Source organism: Megasphaera stantonii (assembly GCF_003367905.1).
In the GTDB taxonomy this organism is placed as follows: Bacteria; Bacillota; Negativicutes; order Veillonellales; family Megasphaeraceae; genus Megasphaera; species Megasphaera stantonii.
In genome coordinates this window covers 2,561,640-2,583,707 of sequence record NZ_CP029462.1, presented here as the reverse complement: position 1 = coordinate 2,583,707, position 22,068 = coordinate 2,561,640, and the positions used below count along the sequence as shown (strand labels likewise).

The window sequence follows — 22,068 nt, the reverse complement described above, 5'->3', positions numbered from 1 at the left end:
TATGATGATACAGGACATAGAAAAGGAACGGCTCTATACGGCGGCCCTGGCCTCCCTGCCCGGGCTGGGCTCCCGCCGCATCTGCGCCCTGATCGGCCGGTTCGGCTCTGCCGCAGCCGCCTGGGACGCTTCGGCCGCCGACTGGCAAGACGCGGGCATACCGGAAACCGTCGGTACGGCGCTGACGGAGGCTCGGTCCCGCTACGACTGGGACGAGCAGCTCCGCCTGCTGTCCCGATATCATACGAAGCTCGTCGCCTTGTGGGAAGACGACTATCCCCAGCTTCTCCGCGAAACGTATAATCCGCCGCCTATACTGTACTATCAGGGAGCGCTGCCGCAGTTTCCCAAAGCCGCCGCTATCGTCGGCGCCCGCAAGGCCACGCCGTACGGCAGGAACGCCGCCCAGACCCTGGCGGAACAAATGGCCCGCAGCGGCATCGCTGTCGTCAGCGGCGGAGCCCGCGGCATCGATACCAAAGCCCATCTGGGAGCCTTAACCGGCAAAGGGATGACCTGCGCCGTCGTCGCTAACGGCCTGGATACGGCCTATCCGCCGGAGAACAAGGCCTTATTTGCGGATATCATAGAAAAAGGCGGCTCCGTCGTCAGCGAATACGCCTTCGGAGTCCGCCCTTTAGCGATGAATTTCCCGGCCCGCAACCGCATCATCGCCGGCCTGTGCCGCTGCGTCGTCGTGATCGAGGCGGCCCTGCGCAGCGGCTCCCTCATTACGGCTGATTTTGCCCTCGAAGAAGGGCGGGACGTCTTCGCCGTCCCTGGCAGCATTTATTCAGAAATGAGTAAGGGGACGAACGCCCTCCTGCGCAAGGGAGCCATCGCCCTGACGGGTATTGAAGACATCCTGTCCGAGTATGGCTGGTACGCAGAAGAAGGGGAACAAAGCCCCCCGCCATTTTCCCTCACGCTGTTGGAAGAAGCTGTATTGGAAGCCCTGCCCTGCGACCAGCCCGTGTCCCAGGACGAGCTGGTCGTCAAAACGAAGCTGCCGCCGTCTCAGCTGAGTCCCCTGCTGCTGAAGCTGCAGCTGTACGGCCTCATTGAAGAAACAGGCGGCACGTCGTATGTCAAAAAGCCCGTGCAGTAGCTCCTATCCTTCGGCAAAGCGGTAGCCTGCGCCCCATACGGTTTCAATATAGATGGGCTGCGTCGGATCAGGCTCTATCTTTTCACGGATGCGGTTGATATGAACCATGACCGTCGCCGTATCGCCGGCCGCATCCAATCCCCAAACCCGGTCAAAAATCCGCTCGCGGCTGAACACGATGCCCGGATGCTTAGCTAAAAAGGCCAGCAGCTCGAATTCCCGGTTGGTCAAAAAGGCTTCCTTGCCCTGGGAAAAGACGCGGTGCTTTTTTAAATGGATTTCCAGCTCGCCGACCTTGAGGACGTCCTCGTCCTTCGGCGCGGCGCCGGCACGGCTCGTCAGCCGTTCATAGCGGCTGATATGGGCCTTGACCCTGGCTACCAGTTCGCTGGGGCTGAAGGGCTTGCTGATGTAATCGTCAGCTCCCAGTCCCAGGCCCCGGATCTTGTCGATATCTTCCCGTTTGGCCGACACCATGAGAATGGGCACATCCTTCTGCGCCCGTATTTCCCGGCAGACCTGAAAGCCGTCCATGCGCGGCAGCATGATATCCAATAAAATTAAATTATATTCATCAGCCAACGCTTTTTCCAAGCCGGTCACGCCGTCTTCGGCTATATCGACTTCAAAATCGTTCGCTTCCAGGTAATCCCGCTCTAACTCCGTAATTTCCTTATTGTCTTCAATGATCAAAATGCGCTTCATGTTACTCCTCCTTTGCAATGGGCAGGCGCATGGAAATCGTCAGGCCGCCGCCTTTCGTTTCCTCTGCCCAAATCGAGCCGTGCAGCGATTCGATAATCTGCTTGGCAATCGCTAGTCCCAGGCCGCTGCCCTTCTTTACGTCCGTACGGGCCGCGTCGGTGCGGTAAAAGCTGTCGAACAATTTCGGCAAGCTTTCAGCAGGCACGCCGACGCCGTGGTCGACAAAGGAAACGACGACGGACTCACCTTCCTCGGCAATGACGATGTCTACGTCGGCCTGGGGCGTCGTCTTATATTTTACGCAGTTCGTCAGCAGGTTTTCCACGACCCGCCGGAATTGGTTCCTGTCTATGGCCACGGCCGCCGTGCTCTGATGTCCCCGGAGCGTCAGCGTCACGCCCTGTTCGGCCAGCGTCATAGCCGTCTCGCCGATGACGTCTTCAAAATACCGGTATATCGGCACGACTTCCAGCGAAAAGGGAATCCGTCCCAGGTCCAGCTTGGAAAACAGGAACAGGCTGTCTACGAGCCGCTCCATGGCGCAGGCCGTGTCATAAATTTTATCAATATACTGGCGCTGCTTTTCCGGCGTCCGGGCAATGCCCTCGCGAATGCCGCTGGCATAGCCCTTCAGCAGCGTAAGAGGCGTCGCCAAATCATGAGAAATGCCGGCGATCAATTCCTTGCGGTTCTGCTCGTACTTCTGCCGTTCCTCCCGCACCTTCCGCAGTTCCTTGCGCATGTCGTCAAAATCGCGGCACGTCTGGCCCAGCTCATCCTGCGCCGGCACGACAAGGGGATACTCAAAATTGCCCTGCTGAATTTCCGCCGCAGCCTTCCGCAGCTCTGCCAGCGGCTCGATAATCTGCCGCGACAGGAGGCGCGATAAATACAGGCCCAGCCAGATGATGACGATGATGGAAAGGACGAGGACGGCAAACAGCACGATTTCCAGCACATCCTCCAAGGCGTCGTCGGCATCGTACGACGTGACGAAGGGCATCTGTCCGGCCGCCCATATGACCGTGTCGCGGCGGGGCGAAGAATAAATAAAGGCAAAGTCCTCGTTATTCCACGACATGGCCGAGGCGGCGTTTCCGCACTGCTTCTGGACCAAATACCGTATATCGTCTTCATCAGCCCCGTCAGTGATATACAGCAGGCGGCCGTCGGCGACGATGACGGTCTGTATGCCGTGCTTTTCCAAAATCAGGCATTCTTCAAACACGTCTTCCAGCTTCAGCGACTCTTCGCTCTCTACCTTCATGCGCAAGGAGCTCACGGCATAGGAAATCGACATGGACGAGCCCTTTTCCGGCCACAGCAGGGCCAGCTCGCTCTGCCGCACCGTGCCGGTAAACTGCAGTCCGGCAAAGATGACGCCCCCTAAAATCGTCAGCCACACGACGGGAATGAATACCATGAGGAAATTCGTCAGCATCATCCGTTTCCGCAGCGAAATATCCCGTATCTTCAGCAAAATCATCCCTCCCCATGTATCGATACGTTTTCATTTTATATTATACTCTACATTCTTTAAATATTTCTAAAATTTATAAAAAGATTACTCCAGCAACAGGCAAAAACACCTGACATGGCCTAACAGACCGATATCAGGTGTTTTTATATTTCCGTATATATTTGTCAGATGCCTCCAGCGCCGTACAAGGCGGCGTCGGCCGCGGTAATCGGACGAACAGGCCGGCAGGGATTGCCGACAGCGACGACATTGTCGGGAATATCGTGAACGACGACGCTGCCGCCGCCGATGACGACGTTGCTGCCGATCGTCACGCCAGGCATGACCTGCACGCCTGCCCCGATCCACACGTCGTGTCCTACCGTAATGGGATAGGCGTATTCCAGCCCTTGATTCCGCAGCCCTGCGTCGATGGGATGGCCGGCCGTATAAAAGCCGCAGTTCGGCGCGATAAAGACATTATCGCCGAATACGACCTTATTGGCGTCCAGGATCACGCAGTTGTGGTTGGCAAAAAAATGGTCGCCGATTTCGATATTATACCCGTAGTCGCACCAAAAGGGCGGCAATATCGAAAAGGAAGCCCCAGTCTTTCCCAATAAGGACCGCAGGATGCGTTCCTTCTCCGCCGCTTCCGACGGACGCAGCTGGTTAAAGGTATAGCATAAGTCCTTTGCCCTCATCCGTTCTGCCAGCAGTTCTTCGTCATAATTGGCGTCATACAGCATCCGGCGGAGCATCTTCTCTTTTTCCGTCATCGTCTTCCCGTCTCTCCTTTGCTACGGCTCGGGAACAAAGACCGCCAAGGACCTCGTCGCTTCCCTGGCTTCCAGCCCTTTATGCAGGCGCCACAGCCACGAGCTCAATGTACTGAAATTCAGGCGGAAATAGAAATGGCCGAAGCTGTCGGGCCCTTCAAAAAAGGGAACCCGGGCCAAATCGAAGTGGTCGTCCCAGGGAAAATCCCGCCCCGTTTCTACAGTAAAGCCGTACTCATACCCGGCCGCCCGCGTCTCTTCCATGACCATGTCGTCAAACTCCCCTTCGGGAAAGGCGATATACTTGCAGGGCTTCTGCAAATGGGATTCTATGGCCGCCTTGGATTCCCGCAGCTCCGTCCGCACGCCCTGGCGGTCAAAGCTGGTCAAGGGCTTGTGACTCATCGTATGGGAGCCGAATTCCATGCCGTTCCGCCCCATTTCCTGTACCTGGGCCCACGTCAGATATCCCGGCGTCTCCATCAAATCGACGATGAGAAAAATCGTCCCCGTAAGGCCGTATTTCTTCATGATAGGATAGGCATGCTCATAGTTGTCGACATACCCGTCGTCAAAGGTAATCATGACCGGACGGTCGGGCAGGCTGCCCTCGCCGCGCATATAGGCGGCGAACTGGTCCTGCGTAATCGCATGATAATCGTGGTCGTGAAGGTACTTCATCTGTTCTTCAAAATCTGCCGGCGTCATCGTCAGCACCGTTTGAAACTTGTCGTTTACCTGATGATAATTCAGGACAGGAACGCCGGTCAGCAAATAATTTGTCGAGCCGAAAAACCAAAACAACCCTATGCCTGCTACCAGGACGGCCCCGGTCAGCGCCAGGCCGGCAAGCCAAGATACGATTTTTTTCATCGCCACGATCTCCCTTGATGCGTACTCTAATCATTGCCTAATAGAATAGCACATTTGACCTGATGACGCAAGAATAGAATCCAGAACAGCGCAGCCCTTGCGTCTTCCCTTCCCAACGGCTGCCAACGGCAGAAATTCCATGTCTTCGCCTATCACTCCTGTGAAAAGGAAATTTTCTTCGCAACATCAGCCGCTACAGCGCCGTAATCGTCGGATGATCCCCGCAGACGGCGCAGTCTGGATTCTGCGGAAAAGGCACCTTGCGGAAGGTCATGGTCAGGGCGTCGTAGGTCAGGAGCGTCCCCGTCAGCAATTCGCCGACGCCGGTAATATACTTAATTGCTTCCGTCGCCTGTATCGTCCCGATCGTGCCGGCCGCAGCGCCCAATATACCGACGTCCTTCGCCGTCGGCACGTCGCCGGGAGCCGGCTCTTCCTCGAAGATGCAGCGATAGCACGGCCCCTGGCCCGGCACGTAGGTTAGGACCTGCCCGTGATACGCCACGACGCCGGCGTGGGAAAAGGGCTTCTGCAGCAGGACGCAGGCGTCGTTGATGAGGAACTTAGCCGAGAAATTATCCGTCCCGTCGATGATGAAATCGTAATCCTTATCATTGATAATGTCGGCAATATTGCTCCGCGTCACCTCTTCGCAGTATGGCACGACTGTAATGCCGCCGTTCAGCTCCCGCAGCCGCCGCTGCGCTGACAATGCCTTCTCCGTGCCGACAACCTGTTCTGAATGGAGAATCTGCCGCTGCAAATTAGATACATCGACGACGTCGCCGTCGACAATCCCCAGTGTCCCTACGCCGGCCGCCGCCAAATACAAGGCAATAGGCGACCCCAGCCCGCCGGCGCCGATGAGCAATACCTTGCTTTCCCATAATTTCCGTTGTCCTTCTTCGCCGATACCGGCCAAAGCCATATTGCGGGCGTATCTATCCCGTTGTTCCACTGTCAGTTTCATATAAACTATCCTTCCAGCTTTTATTCCACATCGCGTCATATCCCCTCATCTATCCAAAGAGAATAGGCCGTATCAAAATCAATAAAATGGTCTGTCCCCGTTTCATACAACACGGTGATTTTCTCATCCGGTACGTCAAATAAATGGATTTTTCCCTTTACAGGAAACGGAGCGATCGGCACGACCTCTGGATCAAAATGCCACGCATACTTTCGATTTCCGCCCGTAATATGTACTAAATTGACAATGCATAAGGCATACCCTCTGGGAAATTGAGGCCCGTCATTATATTGCGAAGCACAAATTAACAGCAGCCCTCTGTAAGGTGTACTCCATGACCGATATTCAATATGCTTTTCGCCTGCAGCAATCAGTGTCGCATAATACGGATGCAGCGATAAGGCTTTCATGTCTCTCATCTCCCCGTTCCTTCGCCATACACATACCATTATCGCAACTAGGCCTATATTACTTGATATTATACCATACCCTTAGGGGAACGCCATGACAAAATCTATGGAACCAGCCATCAGCGTCAGCATTTTGTTCTTGAATATTCCTCTTTCAACCATCATTTTTCCAAATTCTCACTTCTTTTTCTTGCATAATACACAAGGTTTCTTATCTATAAGATACCACGACGTCAACCGCTAATTACCCATGATATGCAAGTTATCTTCTTCATTATTCTCTTCCATTATGTACAAATTTATTGTAATATGACATTATAATATGCTAAAAGAAGGTTTCAATGGAGCGTTCTGAATTTAATAAACTATTCGAAATCAGTGAAAGTACAGTAAAACGAGGAGCATTATGATGAATGTACAACAAACTAAACAAGAAAAGAAAATACTTACTAGCCAGACCAGCCAGGAAATTAAAGAAAAAATCCGCAAGGCATCTGAACTGATGATGCAGCGGAATTACCAAGCATATAAGGATTTGGAAAACAAATGAGTACTGAAAAAGATACAATCGCAATCATTCTAGACGATGTATTGGCTTTTCATAAACAAATGGAAAAAAACTGACTATGTGAAGATTTTTCTGTGGCGAATTGTCAAGCTAAGTGCAACTTTTTAGAGTAATGTACTTCGTATGGCGTTTTGTATCCTAAACATTTTCGGGGACGGCGATTTAGTTCTGCAAAAACAGCTTGCACATAGGCTTCTGGAACGAGTGTGATGTCCGTCCCTTTCGGGAAATACTCTCGGACTAGGCCATTGGTATTTTCGTTGCTTCCCCGCTGCCAGGGCTGATGCGGCGGCGGGAAATAAAACGGCACGCCGTTCAAGGCCTCCGTGACAGCGGCATGATGGGCGAACTCTTTTCCTCTGTCCGGCGTAAGGCTTTTTACAGGTTGCCCTTGCAGTACCTGAAGCAATACCGTATTGACGGCTTGTGCTGTCTTTTTGGCTGCTTTGCCTCCTACCAGATACAGGCTCTTTCTATCTACCAACGTAACCAGACAGGCTTTTCCTGTCTTTCCTGCTATGGTATCACATTCCCAATGTCCTCGCCGGGAGCGGTTAGCGGCTCCTGCTGGCCGTTCCGAAATATCGTGAGAGATGGGAATAGAACCCCGTCGTTCCTGATATTGCCGGGTATGCCGGGATTTTCCATGATGCCGCAAGCGGCGGACCGCACCGCGGGACCCATGGGAGGACGACGTTTCATCAAACATACCGGCATATATGGCGCGGTAAATCGTTGCATAGCTAAGGAGTGCCTTCTGATGTTCCAGCTGCAAGCGTCCGGCAATTTCTTCTGGGGACCAATGATGCACCAGGAAGAGATTTTTAACCAATGCGAATAGCTCGGCATTCTCTAACCGCTTGTGAGGCTTGCATGCCTTACGGCGGCGGGCATACTGTTGTTGTGCGGTGATGGGCAGATACTTGCCGTTCACTGTATTTCTGCGTAGTTCCCGTGAGATCGTGGATTTATCTCGGCCGAGGGCCGCCGCAATTCGAGAGATAGAATAGGACTGCGCGCGAAAAAAGAGTAGATTTTCTCGTTCAGATAGAGTAAGATGATGATAGTGGCACATAGGTTTCCTCCGAGATATAGATTTTGTTTGGTAGCATTATTATATCAGAAACCTATGTGTCATTTTTTATAGGTGTTGCACTTGTATTGTAAATTCGCCATCCAATCTTTTAATTCATCGCTAGACATGCGATTATCAGCGACAGCGATAATCATTTCTTCAAGTTCAAGCTGGGTATACTCTAATTCTATCTCATTGATGTACAGAAAGACCAACATACTGTGAACCGCAGAACGTTTGTTGCCGTCGCGGAAAGGATGATTTTTCGCCAGACCATAACAAAGACGGGCTGCTTTATCTAGAAGAGAGGGATATAATTCCTGACCGCCGAATGTTTGAAACGGAGCCTGTGAAAAAATCTCTGTAAACATAGATCTTCTATGATACTTGGTAAGCTGAAAGCGAATTTGAGAACTTTCAGCTCATGGTTTATATATAACAACACATGCTGAACATGTCAAGTACAGACAGGATTTTCGCCTGCTTTTGCCAGCTATGCGTTACTCTGGGAGTCGGCCTTCGTACATTATGCTCAGTTCCCCATACACCTGTCCCCAGTTTCGGATTGGCATGGTCCATTTTTTGGTGGCTTCAAACGTCGCCAGATACAGGGCTTTTAAAAGCGCTGTATCGCTTGGAAATACGCTTCTCTGACGGTTCAGCTTCCGGTAGGTGGAATTCAGGGATTCGATGGCATTGGTCGTGTAAATCACTTTTCTTACGTTCATGGAAAACTTGAAAATTGGGCAGATGGCATCCCAGTTTTGCTTCCAACTTTTCATGGAATTCGGATATTTTACAGACCATGTTTTGGTTACCCTTTCCAGAGATTCCAAAGCCTGTTCTTCAGACGGAGCCTGATAAATAGTCTTTAAATCATTGGCAAAAGGCTTACGATCCTTGTCTGCTACATATTTCAGCGTGTTTCGTACCTGATGTACGATGCAGCGCTGGTATTCCGTGTTAGGATAGGCTGCGGCGATGGCTTCTTTGATCCCGCTCAGGCCATCGGCACAGAGAATCAGGATATCTTTTACCCCGCGATTTTTCAATTCATTCAGCACGGAAAGCCAATATTTTGCGCTCTCATTGTCTCCGACCTGAATCGTCAGAACTTCTTTTTGTCCGTCTATGTTGATTCCCAGAATGACGTAGGCTGCCAGCTTCCGGATCACTCCGTTATCCCGGACAGAATAATGAATGGCATCAATATAGAGGACAGGATACACTTCCGACAGCGGGCGTTTCTGCCAGTCTTCAATTTGAGGCAGGATTTTATCGGTTACATCGGAAATGAAGCCTTCGGAAGCCTCAAATCCATAGATATCCTCTAACGTTTCTGAAATTTGCCGGGTCGTCATTCCCTTGGCATACATGGAGATAATTTTCTGGTCGATAGAAGAGATATCTTTTTGCCGTTTACGGACCACCTGCGGTTCGAACGTGGAGTTGCGGTCCTGCGGTACCTGGATATCTACGGTACCATACCGGCTGTTGACCCGCTTTCTCTTATACCCATTGCGGTAATCCTCGCTGTCAGACCGCTGGGATTTCTGATAGCCAAGGTGTTCGTCCATCTCGGTTTCCATCATTTCTTTGATGGTACCGCCCAGCAGGTCTTTCAGTGCTTCCTGAATATCTTCTGCGGATTGAATGTCATATTCTTGAAACAGTTGTTGAATAATGCTGCGTTTTCCTTCGGTCATAATGACCTTATGTACCGGTTTCTTTTCTCTTGCCATGATACTAAGCCTCCTATGATTTAGATTGTATCATAGAAGACCTATACCTAGCAGTTATTTACAATGAATGTACAATCTAAGTGCAACATCTGAAATAAAAAATTAACACATGCACCACCCTATTCCACATCGCAGCCGTATATGCCCTCATGAAACTTGACCATAGCCGCTTTTGTCAGCTTATGAGCCTGCGACAGGGACAGGCCGCAGCGTTTGGCTACGTCTTCGTAGGTCAGGTCGTGCTGACAGCGCAGGCGGAGAAATCGTTGTTCTTCTTCCGTCAGGCTGTTCAGGCATTTGCGCACCAGCTCCCGTACTTCGGACAACACGGCCTGCCGGTGCGGGTCCTGCTCGTCGCCGCCCGTCAAGCCTAAGGCTTCGGCGCTCTCGTCTATATGAAGGGCCGTCTCTACCGATTCCATATATGCCTTAAACCGCCGGCTTTCTCTTTTAAACACCCGGTCTACAGCCCTACGAAAGGCCTTGTGAGCTTCGTCGCCGCAAGTTACGTCGAAGGCATCGACGCATTCCAAAATTGCCAGCTGGGCCACCGACACGGCCTCGTCCAGCGAATCGTAGCAATATCGGTGCCGCCGGGCATATTTGCAAATCAAGGGCCGGAACTGCTGCAATATCAGCAATACCGCCTCTTCCTCGCCTTTCTGAGCGCGTTCTATCCATTGGCACACGGTTTGATTCATGGGAAGTTCCTCCTTTAAATGAATAAAATGATAGTAAAAAACGAGCCGAGGTTTCCCCCGACTCGTTTTTCTTCCTTGCGTCAGCTGCACGGCAGCTATACGCAAAGTTCCCCTCTGTATGAAATTAGTTAGCCCGTACCCGTTCAATCGTCGGGTTGCCGTCTTTGTCCTTCGCCACCGTCGCGATGTGGAAGAACTGTAATTCCGGCTTAAATTCTTCTACCAGACGAGCGTCTACTTCTGCGCCGGCCTGAATGGCGTTGTAGACGATCTGGGCAAATTCATAGCGGGTCATCGTGCGGTCGCCCTTGAATTCGCCGTCAGGATAGCCCTTGACCAAGCCGCTCTTGGCCATGGCTTCCACAGCTTCATAAGCCCAGTGGTTTTCCGGCACGTCCGGGAACATGGACGAATCCGTTTCGGTCTGTACGCCGACTAATGCATTGACCATGGCCGTCAATTTCTGAATCTGGGCGTCCTGCTTGGCTACAATATCGCGCATGGATTTGATTTCCTTAGCCATGGCGACGCGGGACGTCGTGACGTTGCTGGAACCTGCGCCGATCTTCAAGGATACGCCGGCGTTGACCATGTTTTCGCCGCCGCCCATGGAACCGCCGACGCTGAACATGACGTCTTCATTGGGACGATAGTACGCGCCGACAGCCACAGCGTTCGCACCGCGGTAATTGCCATAGCCTGCGGCGAAGTCCCACTTCGCATCCGGGTCGAAATCAAGGGGATGCAAGGCCGCCAAGGCCGCTGCACCAGCGCCGACGCGGTCGATACGGTTATCCAGCTTGTTGACGGAGTTGCTGAGCATCTGGATGTTCTGGCTGTTGTTGATAACAGCCTGGTTCGTCTGCCACAACTGACTACCGTTGACAGCCTGTGTCGACGTAGCAGAAACTTCACCAGCAGCTACATTCTTCAGCGTCGTACCGTTTTCGCCTTCAAAGGTAATGCTGCCTTTATCCACCGAGCCGTCTTTAGTGTCATATTGAACAGTCGTGCTCATAGCCTGCTGCAACTGTCCCTGCGTTGCCGCCGTACCGGCTTCGCCGTTAGCATTAGCCGCAATTGCATCAGCAACATCTTTGTTCCAAGTCGTGTTGGACAAACCCGTAATAGTACCGGTATGCTTACCGTCTGCTCCAATTCCGTTAATTGTAATATTATCAGTCTTGAAGGAGCCTGCGCTGATATTGCCGGAAGCCGTCACAGTTCCGTCTTCTCCATTGACATCTACATAAGTCCCCTGTTCCTTATCACCTAAAGTAATATGGTCATTCAGAGAAACAACATAGTCTTTTCCGCCTTCAAAATCTGGATTTGTTCCTTCAGTAACAGAAATATTACTACCACCATGAACAGAGCTATGTTTATTAGCATTTGCCGCAGCATTGGCAATAGCACCATCCAATGCACCAATAGCTTCTGTCACATTCATATCATTATTGACAACATTACCTGTTTCACCAGGTTTAATATAATTTCCATCGCCAACAATACTTTCCAATGCGTCCAAATTGGCTTTAGATGCTACATCTTCAATTGTCACATCATGATATTTCGTATTTCCTTGTTCATCCTTATATTGAACTTTTAAGGTTACATCTCCTGTTTCTTTATTGACAGCATAATTGCCACCATCAGGATTAGCCACTAAATGCTGATCACTAGCAGTCATTTCAGAGGTAGCATTCGAGATTGCCTGTGACAACTGGGCTTCCGTTGCCGCTTTATTGGACGTGCTGTAATCTACCGTAGTCGGCGTCCATGTCATATTCGACAAGCCGCTAATAGTACGGTCAGCTCCGTTAATGACAACCCGTTCGCCCGACGACGAGCCTGCGTAAATCGAGCCGTTCGTGCCGTCCAAGAAGAGGTTGTTGCTGTCTGCCGTCTGGCTGCCTCCCAGATAGATATCATCTTCCAGGCTGACTTTGTATTCTGTGTGGCCGTCTTCGGCCGTCGTATCCGGCGTTACATTTACATTGGTGTCGCCCGTGACAGTCGACGTCGCCTTGGCTACATCAGCTGTGCTGGCTATGCCGTCAATCGTTACGGTGTTACGGTCTTCCGTATTGTCCCCGTTCTGTACGGTTAACTCTACCTTGCCGTCTGCTACCGTATATTTACCGTCACTGCCTTCCGTCGGATTGGCTATCAGCTGGTAATCCGTGCCGCTCAGGCCTTCAGTTAATGTACCCAGATCTACCGTTACATCTCCTAAATTCTGGTTTCTTCCCAGAGTCAGTGTACTGCCGTTTAACGTAGCGCTCGTAACATATCCATCCGAATCTGCGACAGCTTTCAACTGAGCTTCTGTTGCCGCTTTATTGGACTGGCTGTAATCTACCGTAGTCGGCGTCCATGTCATATTCGACAAGCCGCTGATGGTACGGTCAGCTCCGTTAACGACAATCCGGTCTCCCGACGACGAGCCTGCGTAAATCGAGCCATTCGTACCATCTAAGAAGAGGTTGTTGCTGTCTGCCGTTTGACTGCCTCCCAGATAGATGTCATCTTCCAGACTGACTTTGTATTCTGTGTGGCCGTCTTCTGCTGTCGTATCCGGCGTTACATTTACATTGGTGTCGCCCGTGACAGTCGACGTCGCCTTGGCTACATCAGCTGTGCTGGCTATGCCGTCAATCGTTACGGTGTTACGGTCTTCCGTATTGTCCCCGTTCTGTACGGTTAACTCTACCTTGCCGTCTGCTACCGTATATTTACCGTCACTGCCTTCCGTCGGATTGGCTATCAGCTGGTAATCCGTGCCGCTCAGGCCTTCAGTTAATGTACCCAGATCTACCGTTACATCTCCTAAATTCTGGTTTCTTCCCAGAGTCAGTGTACTGCCGTTTAACGTAGCGCTCGTAACATATCCATCCGAATCTGCGACAGCTTTCAACTGAGCTTCTGTTGCCGCTTTATTGGACTGGCTGTAATCTACCGTAGTCGGCGTCCATGTCATATTCGACAAGCCGCTGATGGTACGGTCAGCTCCGTTAACGACAATCCGGTCTCCGACGACGAGCCTGCGTAAATCGAGCCATTCGTACCATCTAAGAAGAGGTTGTTGCTGTCTGCCGTTTGACTGCCTCCCAGATAGATGTCATCTTCCAGACTGACTTTGTATTCTGTGTGGCCGTCTTCTGCTGTCGTATCCGGCGTTACATTTACATTGGTGTCGCCCGTGACAGTCGACGTCGCCTTGGCTACATCAGCTGTGCTGGCTATGCCGTCAATCGTTACGGTGTTACGGTCTTCCGTATTGTCCCCGTTCTGTACGGTTAACTCTACCTTGCCGTCTGCTACCGTATACTTGCCGTCACTGCCTTCTGTCGGATTGGCTATCAGCTGGTAATCCGTAGAAAAAATAACATCATCACTGATAGTAATATTGTCTCCCGCTGTATACGTTTTGCCGTCGCCAAGTTTATAATTCTTACCGTTGATATCAACGCTGGTTAAGGTGTCTCCTTCATTAGCTACAGCATCACCATTTTTACCTACGACTTTCGAGCCGGCATCTACGGTGAATTTTTCGATATCATTTCCTTCCTCATCTATAGATCCAAACCGAATGGCAACGTCATGACCGTCTTTTCCGCTGTTATCGGTGTTTCTGATGGTGATAGTTCCCGGAATAGGATCAGTTTCTTGATAATATCCATTCCCTTGTCCATCGCTGACCCAATCACCTTGACGAACTAAACCAATTGTGCCACCATTACCATTTTCCGCTTTAACTACGTCAATTTTCTTAATGTCATCGCCTTGGGCAGTGTAAATACTGTCATGAAGAGCATTGACTATTTTTTCATGATCGCCCATAGTCATATTGGACATAGAAGCATTCGGGTCATCTATTTTTGTTGCCCAGAAGCTGTAGTATTTACCATTTTCATCTCTACCAGTCATCAATATTTCATTGTTATAACCGTAAATATATCCCTGCTTGTCTTTGTCATAAACTGTACCATTGCTATTGAAAAATGCGCCCAGTTCGCCATCAATGACATACAAATTTTCCGAGGAAACCGTTGTTCCGCTGCCATCTTCCATGGTATTGTACGTGCCGTCGCTTTGCTGGTAAACGGCTTTAAAATTTGTACTACTCCAATGATCCTTCCCTACATCTCTATAGCCATTTCCATTATCATTGATGTAGTAGTTATAACTTTTTGGAGTAACTGGGCTGCCTGTATTGACAGCGCCGCCGTACATGCCGGCATCAATCTGATTTAACGGATTCCCCGTAAGCGTTGTATGATTTGTATCATCCGTAATTACGGCTTCACTGGAAGAAATCAGACCACTGTCGTCCGCTCCATCGTTTTTAGTGGCGTTAATAACATACGTATTATCCGGAGCATCGCTTCCATCAACTGCATCATAACGCGGATGATCAACTATCGTGATAGTATATCCATCTCTAACCCAGTAATTATGGAATTCACCTTTATCGTCTTTAACTTTTACATAGGTATAATCATGTTCATTACCATTGGCATCTGTAAACTGCCGGGTTTCGCCTTCTTCATAGGGTTTTGTTACTTCTACATCTTCATAACGTCCCGGAACCCACTGCCAGTTCTCAAAATGACCAGGAACCCATTGTTGCTCGGTAGTAGTATATGTACTATTATCACCATCTACAGCCACAGCAATATACTGCCCAGACGTAGCCGTTCCTCCTGTCGCTGCAGCATACCCAGCATACGGCATAGCAACCAACGAACCTGTCAGCATAAGAGCTGCCGCCAAGGCGCGCCATGTGGCTTTACTTGTCACAGCCGTACTACTCCGTTTTCCATCCCGATGAGCCAGCTCGGACACGACGACGTACTGATGTTTTACTTTACTCCATATTACTTTATAGATCCGGTTCATATGTGTTTCCTCCTTGTATTCATACTTGGCTTCGCGTGTTTTATTTTTTTCTGTGCAGGGAAAACCATTTCTCGCGGCAGGCCAGGCTGCAGAAGGTCGTCCGCCTGTCCTTGGCCTCGCTCACTTCGACGAGGGCGCCGCAGTTGCGGCAGCGAAAGGCTCGCCGGATGACTACGGACGTTACCTTTTTAGAGTGCTTCCAATAGAGCCTCTCGCAATGGGCCGAGCAGAATTTGGTCCGCCGGTCCGTCGGCTCTGTGACCCGCACGAGGCGGCCGCACTTGATGCAGTGGAAGCTGCGCAGGGCCTCGGCGTCTTTGGGAGGCCGCACGTGGTTGTTCGCGCCGTGCCGGTGGGCGTACCGCCGGCAGTAAGAGCTGCAGTATTTCTGCGTCGCCCTGTCGGCTAGGAAATCCTTTCCGCAGATGGGGCATACAGCCGGCCGTTTCATAGGCTGACCTTACCGTCTCCAGCAGCCATATACCGTCCGGCCTGCTTCCAGCCAAGGCAGACACGCAAAAAAGACAGCATAAACCTATGCTGCCTAAAACACACGCTATGATGCATAACAGGGCGCACGAATCCCCGGATAGTCGTCGTCAGTACTGTATACGGGACGAATGCATATTTATGGCTATAATGGTACCCCCCCCCGTATATGTATTTGCGTTCATATCCCAGGATGTATTCACCCTGTTATTCCAACGGTTCAAGCTAGAGAACATATCTTTCACCCCCTTTTATAGTTTTCAATATATCACTTTACTAAAATAAAATCAATATCCCCTGCCTTGTTATTATTTTACGTATTATTTATTATTTAATTAAAATATTATGTATTTTGGCAATATTTCTAATAAATTTAATGACACTTTTATCCTCAGGCCACCCCGATAAAATTCGGGAACAGGCTATTTTATCGTTACCATCAATCCCCCCGTTTTTATATTGAATTTAAAGCTGACAAAGGGAAAAAATATATGTAAAAAAATGCCTGTTCATGAAATATTTTTTTTGCCGAGAGAGCAAATCGTGATATTTCATGGACAGGCAAGAGGTATTTTGTTGGTTACATCCCATTAGATTTTCCGATGTTCGCATTGGCGATGTACACGCCGGACAATATAACGGCGACGCCGATGGTCTGCGTCAGGGAAAAGGTCTCGCCCAGCATAGTGACGCCGGCGGCGATGGCTACGACGGTGGAAATGCCGATGAATGACGCCGTGCGGTTTACGCCGATGCTGGCGAGGGCTATGTTGGACAAGAAAAAAGCCAGGACGGAGCAGCCCACGCCCTGATACAGAATAGCAGCGAGGAAGGCTGAGTTGGTCAAGGGCAGGCACAGGCTATCAACCAGTGTCTCCGTATGCCATCCTTCGGCGAGAGCCAAGGGAATAAATACGGCCGCGCCGGCCGCCATCATGGCCGCCGTAAGCTCTGCCCCCGTGTAAGCCGCGGCCTTTTCGACAGACACGCTGTACAAGGCATAAGACAGGACGGCAATCGTCAGGACGGCGTAGCCGGAAAGAGAAAAGCTCGCCGACGCGCCGGCTGCCAGGACTGCCGTGAGGACGCCGGCCAGGGTCACGGCAATGCCGACGACCTGATGCTTCTGCGGCGATTTATCCAGCAGCAGCGTCGAGGCCAGGAGCGACACGGCGGGAATGCAGGCCAAAAAGGCGCCGCTTTCCGAGGCCGTCGTCCGGCTGATGCCTATGGTCTCGGCGACAAAATAGACGACGGGATTACAGAGAGCTACGGCCAGGAGAGGCTTTCTTGGTTTTCCTTTCCAGCGCACCTGCACCCTTCCCGACGCGGCGCACAGGGCCATGAACGCAGCGGCGACGAAAAACCGCCATCCCAGCAATGTCAGGGCGCTGGCGGCCTGCGTCGCCTCCTTGGTACAGATATAGCTCAGGCCGAATAGGGTTTCGCAGCCGACGGCACAGAGACAGCCCCATAGTATACGGCTGCGGCTTTTCTTCATCATACGACGCACCTCTCTTTGCCGGCGCAGATACACCGGCGACAATAAAAAGCCTGCGCCGCCAAGCAATCGCTTTCGCTGCGCAGGCTGTTGCCATGCTTATACTCCTTTTAGTATGAGAAAGGCCATGACGGCGGCAAGTATCGCAATGGATATGACGCGGATGCCTGAACCGCCGCGCAGTGACACATGGGGCAGCTTTCTCTTTTTCTTAGGCCGGCCGGCAGGGCGCGGCCGTTTCGACATATCTTCTTCCATCGCTTATACGCCGGGCCAAGCCATTTCCTTGCCGCCTAAGATGTGGGCGTGCATGTGATGTACCGTCTGGCCGGCCTTTTCGCCGGTGTTGAAAATGACCCGGTAGCCGTCTTTGTCCAAGCCCAGTTCCTGAGCGACCTTCTGGATGGCGAAGAGCATCTTGCCGGCTACGTCGGCGTCATCTTCCGTCAGGGCCGCAATGCTGGCGACGTGTTTTTTCGGAATGACCAGGACGTGTACCGGCGCAACGGGCGCAATGTCCTTGAAGGCGAAGAAGTTGTCGTCTTCGTACACCTTCGTGCTGGGGATTTCTCCCTTGATGATCTTGCAGAATAAGCAGTCTTCCATGTTAAGCATCCTCCTTTAATGTACCGTAAAGTATATGGTTGTCCGCCCGGTCCAGCACGACGGGAACGATTGCGCCTTCGCAAGGTTCCGTCAGGCCTTCCGCGCAGACCCGTTCGTAGTTTTCTGAAAAGCCTTCGCCTTTCGTGCCGTCCTGCCGCTCGATGAGGACATGGACGGTCTTGCCGACCATCTGAGCCAGGAGCTCGTCCTTCTGCCGGGCCGACAAGGCGTTGACGATTTCGACCCGCTCTTTCTTTACCTGCGAGTCGACTTGATTCGCCATGGCCGCCGCCGGCGTACCGGGCCGCTGCGAATAGGGAAAGGCGTGGATGTGGGAAAATTTCAGCTCTTCCAGCGTTTCCATCGTCTCCTGAAACAGCTCGTCCGTTTCACCGGGAAAGCCTAAAATCAAGTCCGTCGAGATGGTCAGGCCGTGAATGCGGCTGCGCAGTTCGGCGAGCAGCTCTTTGTACTCGGCCTTCGTGTACTGGCGGTTCATGGCCTTCAAGATGGCGTCGGAGCCGGACTGCAGGGGCAGATGCAGGTGCGGGCAGATGCGGTCCGACGAATTCATGACCGCGATGAGGTCGTCGTCTACTTCCAGCGATTCGACGGAGCCCATGCGGATGCGCTGTACGTCCGTCTCGGCCAGGAGCCGCCGCAGGATGAGAGCCAGCGTCGGCCGTTCCGGCAGATCCTTGCCATAGGCTCCCAGATGAATGCCCGTCAGGACGAGCTCCTTGAAGCCGTAGGAAATGAGGCGCTGCGCCTCGGCTATGACGGCGTCGGGCTGACGCGACTTCAAGCCGCCCCGCGTGTAAGGGATGATGCAGTAGGTGCAGAAATTATTGCACCCTTCTTGAATCTTGAGGTCGGCCCGCGTATGCTCCACTGCCGACGGATAGAGGGGGATTTCCTCGAATTCGTCGCCCTTCATGACGTCGTGCACGGCCTGTATCGTCCCGCCGGCTTCATGTCCCAAGAGCTTTCGGACGATGACCGTAATGTTCTTCTTTTCATTGGTGCCGACGACGGCGTCGACGCCGTCCATGGCCGCCAACAGCTCCGGGTCGAGCTGGGCATAGCAGCCTGTCACGACGACGACAGCCTTAGGATTGCGCTTTTTCGCCCGTCGGATGAGCTGCCGCGATTTCTTTTCCCCCATCTGGGTCACCGAGCAGGTGTTGATGACATACACGTCGGCGGCGTCGTTAAAATCGGCGTCGGCAAAGCCTTCGGCCAAAAACAGGCCGCGCATGCTGTCCGTATCGTATTGATTGACGCGGCATCCCAGCGTCGCAAAAGCAATAGTCGCCATTATTTAAATCCTCTTTCGTATTTGACAATCGCCAGGGCGGCCAGGGACGCCGTCTCGGCCCGCAGGATGCGGGGCCCTAAGGAAACGGTACGGCACCAGGCGGCGTGCGCCTCGGCGTATTGTATTTCTTTCGGTGAAAACCCGCCTTCGGGGCCGATGCAGAGCACGACGTTTCCCGTGCGGATCTGGCTGCATACGTCGGCCAGCGGGGCCGTTTCCCGTTCGTAGGGAATGACGAACCGCTCATGGCCGTACTGGTCCACCAGAGCCTGGAACTCGACGACGTCCTCTACAGGCGGCACGTCGCTGCGGCCGCACTGCTTCGCCGCTTCCAGGGCCAGGCGCTGCCACCGTTCCCGCCGGCTTTGACGGCGAGTTTCATTTAATTTTACTACACAATTTTCCATTTGTACAGGAACAATGCGGCTGACGCCCAGCTCCGTCGCCTTTTGGACGACCCAGTCGAACTTGTCGCTCTTCAAAAGCCCCGCCGCCAGGACGACCTCGCCGGCCGTCTCGTCGCCGTCGGACAGCTTTTTCGCCGGCGTCAGCATAGCCGAATGGCCCTGCACGGCGGTGATGACGCATTCGTACGTCGCGCCTGTGCTGTCCGTCACGGCCAGCGTGTCCCCCACCGTATGGCGGAGGACGACGAGGACGTGGCGGGCGTCGTCAGCCGACAGCTCAAAGTTCCCGCAAATGGGGAAATCCGTAAATAGTTTCCGCATTATAGTCTCCTCATGCGCACGGCGTACCAGCCGTTCTGCAGGCATTCATCTTCCCAGGCAAAGCCTGCTTCCCCTGCGGCGCGGCGGACCTCGCCGATGCGCTCGTCAATGATGCCGCTGGCAATCAGGACGCCGTTCGGTTCCATATACGGCGGAAGAGACGGCAGCAGGGCCAGGACGGCGTTGGTCACCAAATTGGCAACGACGACGTCGGCCTTCTTGCCCTCGGCCGATACGGCGGCCAGCAAATCGCTGTTGTACACGTCGACTACATCGCTCACGTTATTCAGGTTGGCGTTGATGACAGCCTGAGATACAGCCTTTTCGTCGAAATCGACGGCAACGACGTGCTTTGCGCCGAGCTTGGCCGCTGCCACGGCTAAAATGCCCGTCCCCGTGCCGATGTCGAATACTTCGGCTCCCGGCTTGACGGCCTGTTCCAAATACTGGACGCACATGCACGTCGTATCGTGGAAGCCGCTGCCGAAGGCCAGTCCCGGCTCGATGACCACGACGTCTTCTCCCTCGCCCGGCTCAGCCGGCTCCCAGGCCGGCGCGGCCCAGAAATGCTCCGATATCTTCTTCGGATGAAAATAAGCCTGCCAGGAATAGAGCCAGTCTGTGTCATCGGTCAAATTTGTCCGAATCTGCCACTTGCCCAGGGCCGCGTCGCGCCGGGCCAGCTCTCTCATATGCGTTCGTACCGTTTCCACAGCGTCCTTCTGCTCCGGCGGGAAATACGCCGTTATACGGATGCGGCCCAGCTCGTCGGCCTCGTCGTCGTGGATAATCGAGCCGCTGCTGCCGCATTCATATAAAAGAAGGGCCACCAAATCGGTGGCCTCTGGGGAAACAATCAAATCGATTTCATTCCATTTCATCGAATGTTCTCCCTTATCTTCAAAGTTCTTCTTTTAATTTGCTCCAAAAGCCTTTTTTGCCCTTAGATTTTTCTTTGGAACCTTCCGGCGATGTCTGGGCCGGCTTAGGCTCCCCCACCCAGGTTTCGCCGCCTGCGTAGGCAAATTCCTTCAGCAGTTCCTTCTGCTTGGCGTTCATCTTCTTCGGTACGGCTACGGTGACCTGTACGTGATGGTCGCCGCGGCGGTCCTTCGCGCCTAAGACGGGCACGCCCTTGCCGCGGATGCGGAATACCGTGCCGGTCTGTGTGCCGGCAGGAATTTTCAGCTCGATCTTGCCGTCCAGCGTATCGACGCGGATCGTCGAGCCCAAGGCCGCCTGGGCAAAGGAAATCGTTTCCTGCGACAGGATGTCATTTCCTTCCCGCGTAAACTGCGGGTCCCGGCGGACGAAGATGTATACGTACAAATCGCCGTGGCCGCCGCCGCGTACGCCCGGTTCGCCTTCGCCGGCTACGCGGAGACGGGCTCCGTCGTCGACGCCGGCAGGAATCTTGATCTTCAGCTTCTTGCGGACCTTGACCGTGCCGTCGCCGTGGCACTTCGTACACTTCTTCTTGATGATCTTGCCCGTGCCGCCGCAGTGCGAGCAGGTGCGGACGTTGACCATCTGGCCGAAGGGCGTGTTCTGGACGACGCGCTGCTGGCCCGTGCCGTGGCAGACGGGGCATGTTTCTACGTCGCTGCCCGGTTCGGCGCCGCTGCCGTTGCAGCGGTCGCACGTTTCATCCTTCGGGACCTGGATTTCCATTTCCGTGCCGAAGGCGGCCTGCTTAAAGGAAATATCCACGTCGAAGCGCAGGTCTGCGCCGCGCTGCGGGCCGTTTGCCGACTGGCGGCGTCCCTGGCCGCCGAAGAAATCGGCGAAGATGTCTTCAAAGCCGCCGAACCCGCCGCCCTGACCGAATCCGCCAAAGCCGCCGAACCCACCGAAGCCGCCTGCGCCCGGACCGCCGGCGCCGCCGTTTTCAAAGGCGGCGTGGCCGAACTGGTCGTATTGGGCGCGCTTGTTCTTATCGGACAAGACCTGGTAGGCTTCGTTGACTTCCTTAAACTTTTCTTCGGCAGTTTTGGGGTCGTCCCGGTTTTTATCCGGATGGTATTTGATGGCTAACTTGCGGAAAGCCTTTTTGATCTCTGCGTCGCTGGCGTCTTTAGGAACGCCGAGGATTTCGTAATAATCTCGTTTCGTACTCATATGGGCAACCCCTCTT

General features: G+C 52.8%; 22 protein-coding genes. 2 read left to right on the top strand and 20 right to left on the bottom strand.

Annotated elements, in window-relative coordinates:
- The first annotated feature begins 1 nt into the window (after position 1).
- Positions 2-1,108 (top strand): DNA-processing protein DprA, encoded by a 1,107-nt coding sequence (gene dprA / locus DKB62_RS12125; protein ID WP_232818835.1) that lies wholly within the window; start codon positions 2-4, stop codon positions 1,106-1,108.
- A 3-nt stretch (positions 1,109-1,111) separates the two neighbouring features.
- On the opposite strand, the gene DKB62_RS12120 is transcribed toward dprA, so the two are convergent.
- The 6 genes from DKB62_RS12120 to DKB62_RS12095 all read right to left on the bottom strand — a co-directional run bounded on the left by DKB62_RS12120 (position 1,112) and on the right by DKB62_RS12095 (position 6,304).
- A complete protein-coding gene (locus DKB62_RS12120) occupies positions 1,112-1,813 on the bottom strand; it encodes a response regulator transcription factor (protein WP_087478470.1) in 702 nt (233 codons plus the stop codon).
- Position 1,814: 1 nt separating this feature from the next.
- On the bottom strand, positions 1,815-3,299 hold the full coding sequence (locus DKB62_RS12115; RefSeq protein ID WP_232818834.1) for a sensor histidine kinase: 1,485 nt from the start codon (positions 3,297-3,299) through the stop codon (positions 1,815-1,817).
- A gap of 158 nt (positions 3,300-3,457) precedes the next feature.
- Positions 3,458-4,051 (bottom strand): sugar O-acetyltransferase, encoded by a 594-nt coding sequence (locus DKB62_RS12110; protein ID WP_107196606.1) that lies wholly within the window; start codon positions 4,049-4,051, stop codon positions 3,458-3,460.
- Positions 4,052-4,072: 21 nt separating this feature from the next.
- Positions 4,073-4,924 (bottom strand): polysaccharide deacetylase family protein, encoded by an 852-nt coding sequence (locus tag DKB62_RS12105; protein ID WP_107196605.1) that lies wholly within the window; start codon positions 4,922-4,924, stop codon positions 4,073-4,075.
- Between the two features lie 193 nt (positions 4,925-5,117).
- On the bottom strand, positions 5,118-5,894 hold the full coding sequence (locus DKB62_RS12100; RefSeq protein WP_107196604.1) for a HesA/MoeB/ThiF family protein: 777 nt from the start codon (positions 5,892-5,894) through the stop codon (positions 5,118-5,120).
- Positions 5,895-5,929: 35 nt separating this feature from the next.
- Positions 5,930-6,304, bottom strand: a complete 375-nt coding sequence (locus DKB62_RS12095) for an ASCH domain-containing protein (RefSeq protein WP_157949740.1) — start codon at positions 6,302-6,304, stop codon at positions 5,930-5,932.
- 406 nt (positions 6,305-6,710) lie between these two features.
- Between DKB62_RS12095 and DKB62_RS12665 the strand changes: the two genes are divergently transcribed.
- Positions 6,711-6,854, top strand: coding sequence for a hypothetical protein (locus DKB62_RS12665; protein ID WP_162860319.1), 144 nt, complete (start codon positions 6,711-6,713; stop codon positions 6,852-6,854).
- Positions 6,855-6,957: 103 nt separating this feature from the next.
- Here the strand turns inward: DKB62_RS12665 and DKB62_RS12090 are convergent, their stop codons facing one another.
- From DKB62_RS12090 to dnaJ, 14 genes are all read right to left on the bottom strand, one after another.
- A complete protein-coding gene (locus DKB62_RS12090; RefSeq protein WP_115759909.1) occupies positions 6,958-7,947 on the bottom strand; it encodes an IS30 family transposase in 990 nt (329 codons plus the stop codon).
- 59 nt (positions 7,948-8,006) lie between these two features.
- A complete protein-coding gene (locus DKB62_RS12085; RefSeq protein WP_115759908.1) occupies positions 8,007-8,318 on the bottom strand; it encodes a type II toxin-antitoxin system death-on-curing family toxin in 312 nt (103 codons plus the stop codon).
- Between the two features lie 129 nt (positions 8,319-8,447).
- Positions 8,448-9,689 (bottom strand): IS256 family transposase, encoded by a 1,242-nt coding sequence (locus DKB62_RS12080; RefSeq protein WP_107196844.1) that lies wholly within the window; start codon positions 9,687-9,689, stop codon positions 8,448-8,450.
- A 119-nt stretch (positions 9,690-9,808) separates the two neighbouring features.
- On the bottom strand, positions 9,809-10,390 hold the full coding sequence (locus DKB62_RS12075; protein WP_107196516.1) for an RNA polymerase sigma factor: 582 nt from the start codon (positions 10,388-10,390) through the stop codon (positions 9,809-9,811).
- 124 nt (positions 10,391-10,514) lie between these two features.
- Positions 10,515-13,370 (bottom strand): S-layer homology domain-containing protein, encoded by a 2,856-nt coding sequence (locus tag DKB62_RS12070; RefSeq protein WP_240320153.1) that lies wholly within the window; start codon positions 13,368-13,370, stop codon positions 10,515-10,517.
- Positions 13,367-15,292 carry an ESPR domain-containing protein gene (locus DKB62_RS12065; RefSeq protein WP_115759907.1) on the bottom strand — a complete coding sequence of 642 codons (1,926 nt, stop codon included), beginning with the start codon at positions 15,290-15,292 and terminating at the stop codon, positions 13,367-13,369. Before DKB62_RS12065 ends, DKB62_RS12070 begins: the two co-directional genes overlap by 4 nt.
- A gap of 40 nt (positions 15,293-15,332) precedes the next feature.
- Complete coding sequence (locus DKB62_RS12060; RefSeq protein ID WP_107196518.1) at positions 15,333-15,743, bottom strand: hypothetical protein; 411 nt, start codon at positions 15,741-15,743, stop codon at positions 15,333-15,335.
- 618 nt (positions 15,744-16,361) lie between these two features.
- Complete coding sequence (locus DKB62_RS12055; RefSeq protein WP_107196519.1) at positions 16,362-17,285, bottom strand: DMT family transporter; 924 nt, start codon at positions 17,283-17,285, stop codon at positions 16,362-16,364.
- A 96-nt stretch (positions 17,286-17,381) separates the two neighbouring features.
- Positions 17,382-17,540 (bottom strand): hypothetical protein, encoded by a 159-nt coding sequence (locus DKB62_RS12660; protein WP_157949730.1) that lies wholly within the window; start codon positions 17,538-17,540, stop codon positions 17,382-17,384.
- Between the two features lie 3 nt (positions 17,541-17,543).
- Positions 17,544-17,888, bottom strand: coding sequence for a histidine triad nucleotide-binding protein (locus tag DKB62_RS12050; RefSeq protein WP_087478596.1), 345 nt, complete (start codon positions 17,886-17,888; stop codon positions 17,544-17,546).
- 1 nt (position 17,889) lies between these two features.
- Positions 17,890-19,206, bottom strand: a complete 1,317-nt coding sequence (gene mtaB / locus DKB62_RS12045; RefSeq protein WP_107196520.1) for a tRNA (N(6)-L-threonylcarbamoyladenosine(37)-C(2))-methylthiotransferase MtaB — start codon at positions 19,204-19,206, stop codon at positions 17,890-17,892.
- Complete coding sequence (locus tag DKB62_RS12040; RefSeq protein WP_087478598.1) at positions 19,206-19,934, bottom strand: 16S rRNA (uracil(1498)-N(3))-methyltransferase; 729 nt, start codon at positions 19,932-19,934, stop codon at positions 19,206-19,208. Before DKB62_RS12040 ends, mtaB begins: the two co-directional genes overlap by 1 nt.
- Positions 19,934-20,815 carry a 50S ribosomal protein L11 methyltransferase gene (gene prmA, locus DKB62_RS12035; protein ID WP_107196521.1) on the bottom strand — a complete coding sequence of 294 codons (882 nt, stop codon included), beginning with the start codon at positions 20,813-20,815 and terminating at the stop codon, positions 19,934-19,936. The genes DKB62_RS12040 and prmA overlap by 1 nt, the downstream gene beginning before the upstream one ends.
- Before the next feature lie 19 nt (positions 20,816-20,834).
- The gene (gene dnaJ, locus DKB62_RS12030) at positions 20,835-22,052 is read right to left on the bottom strand and encodes a molecular chaperone DnaJ (protein ID WP_107196522.1); all 1,218 of its coding nucleotides are present in this window, start codon (positions 22,050-22,052) and stop codon (positions 20,835-20,837) included.
- Positions 22,053-22,068 lie beyond the last annotated feature (16 nt).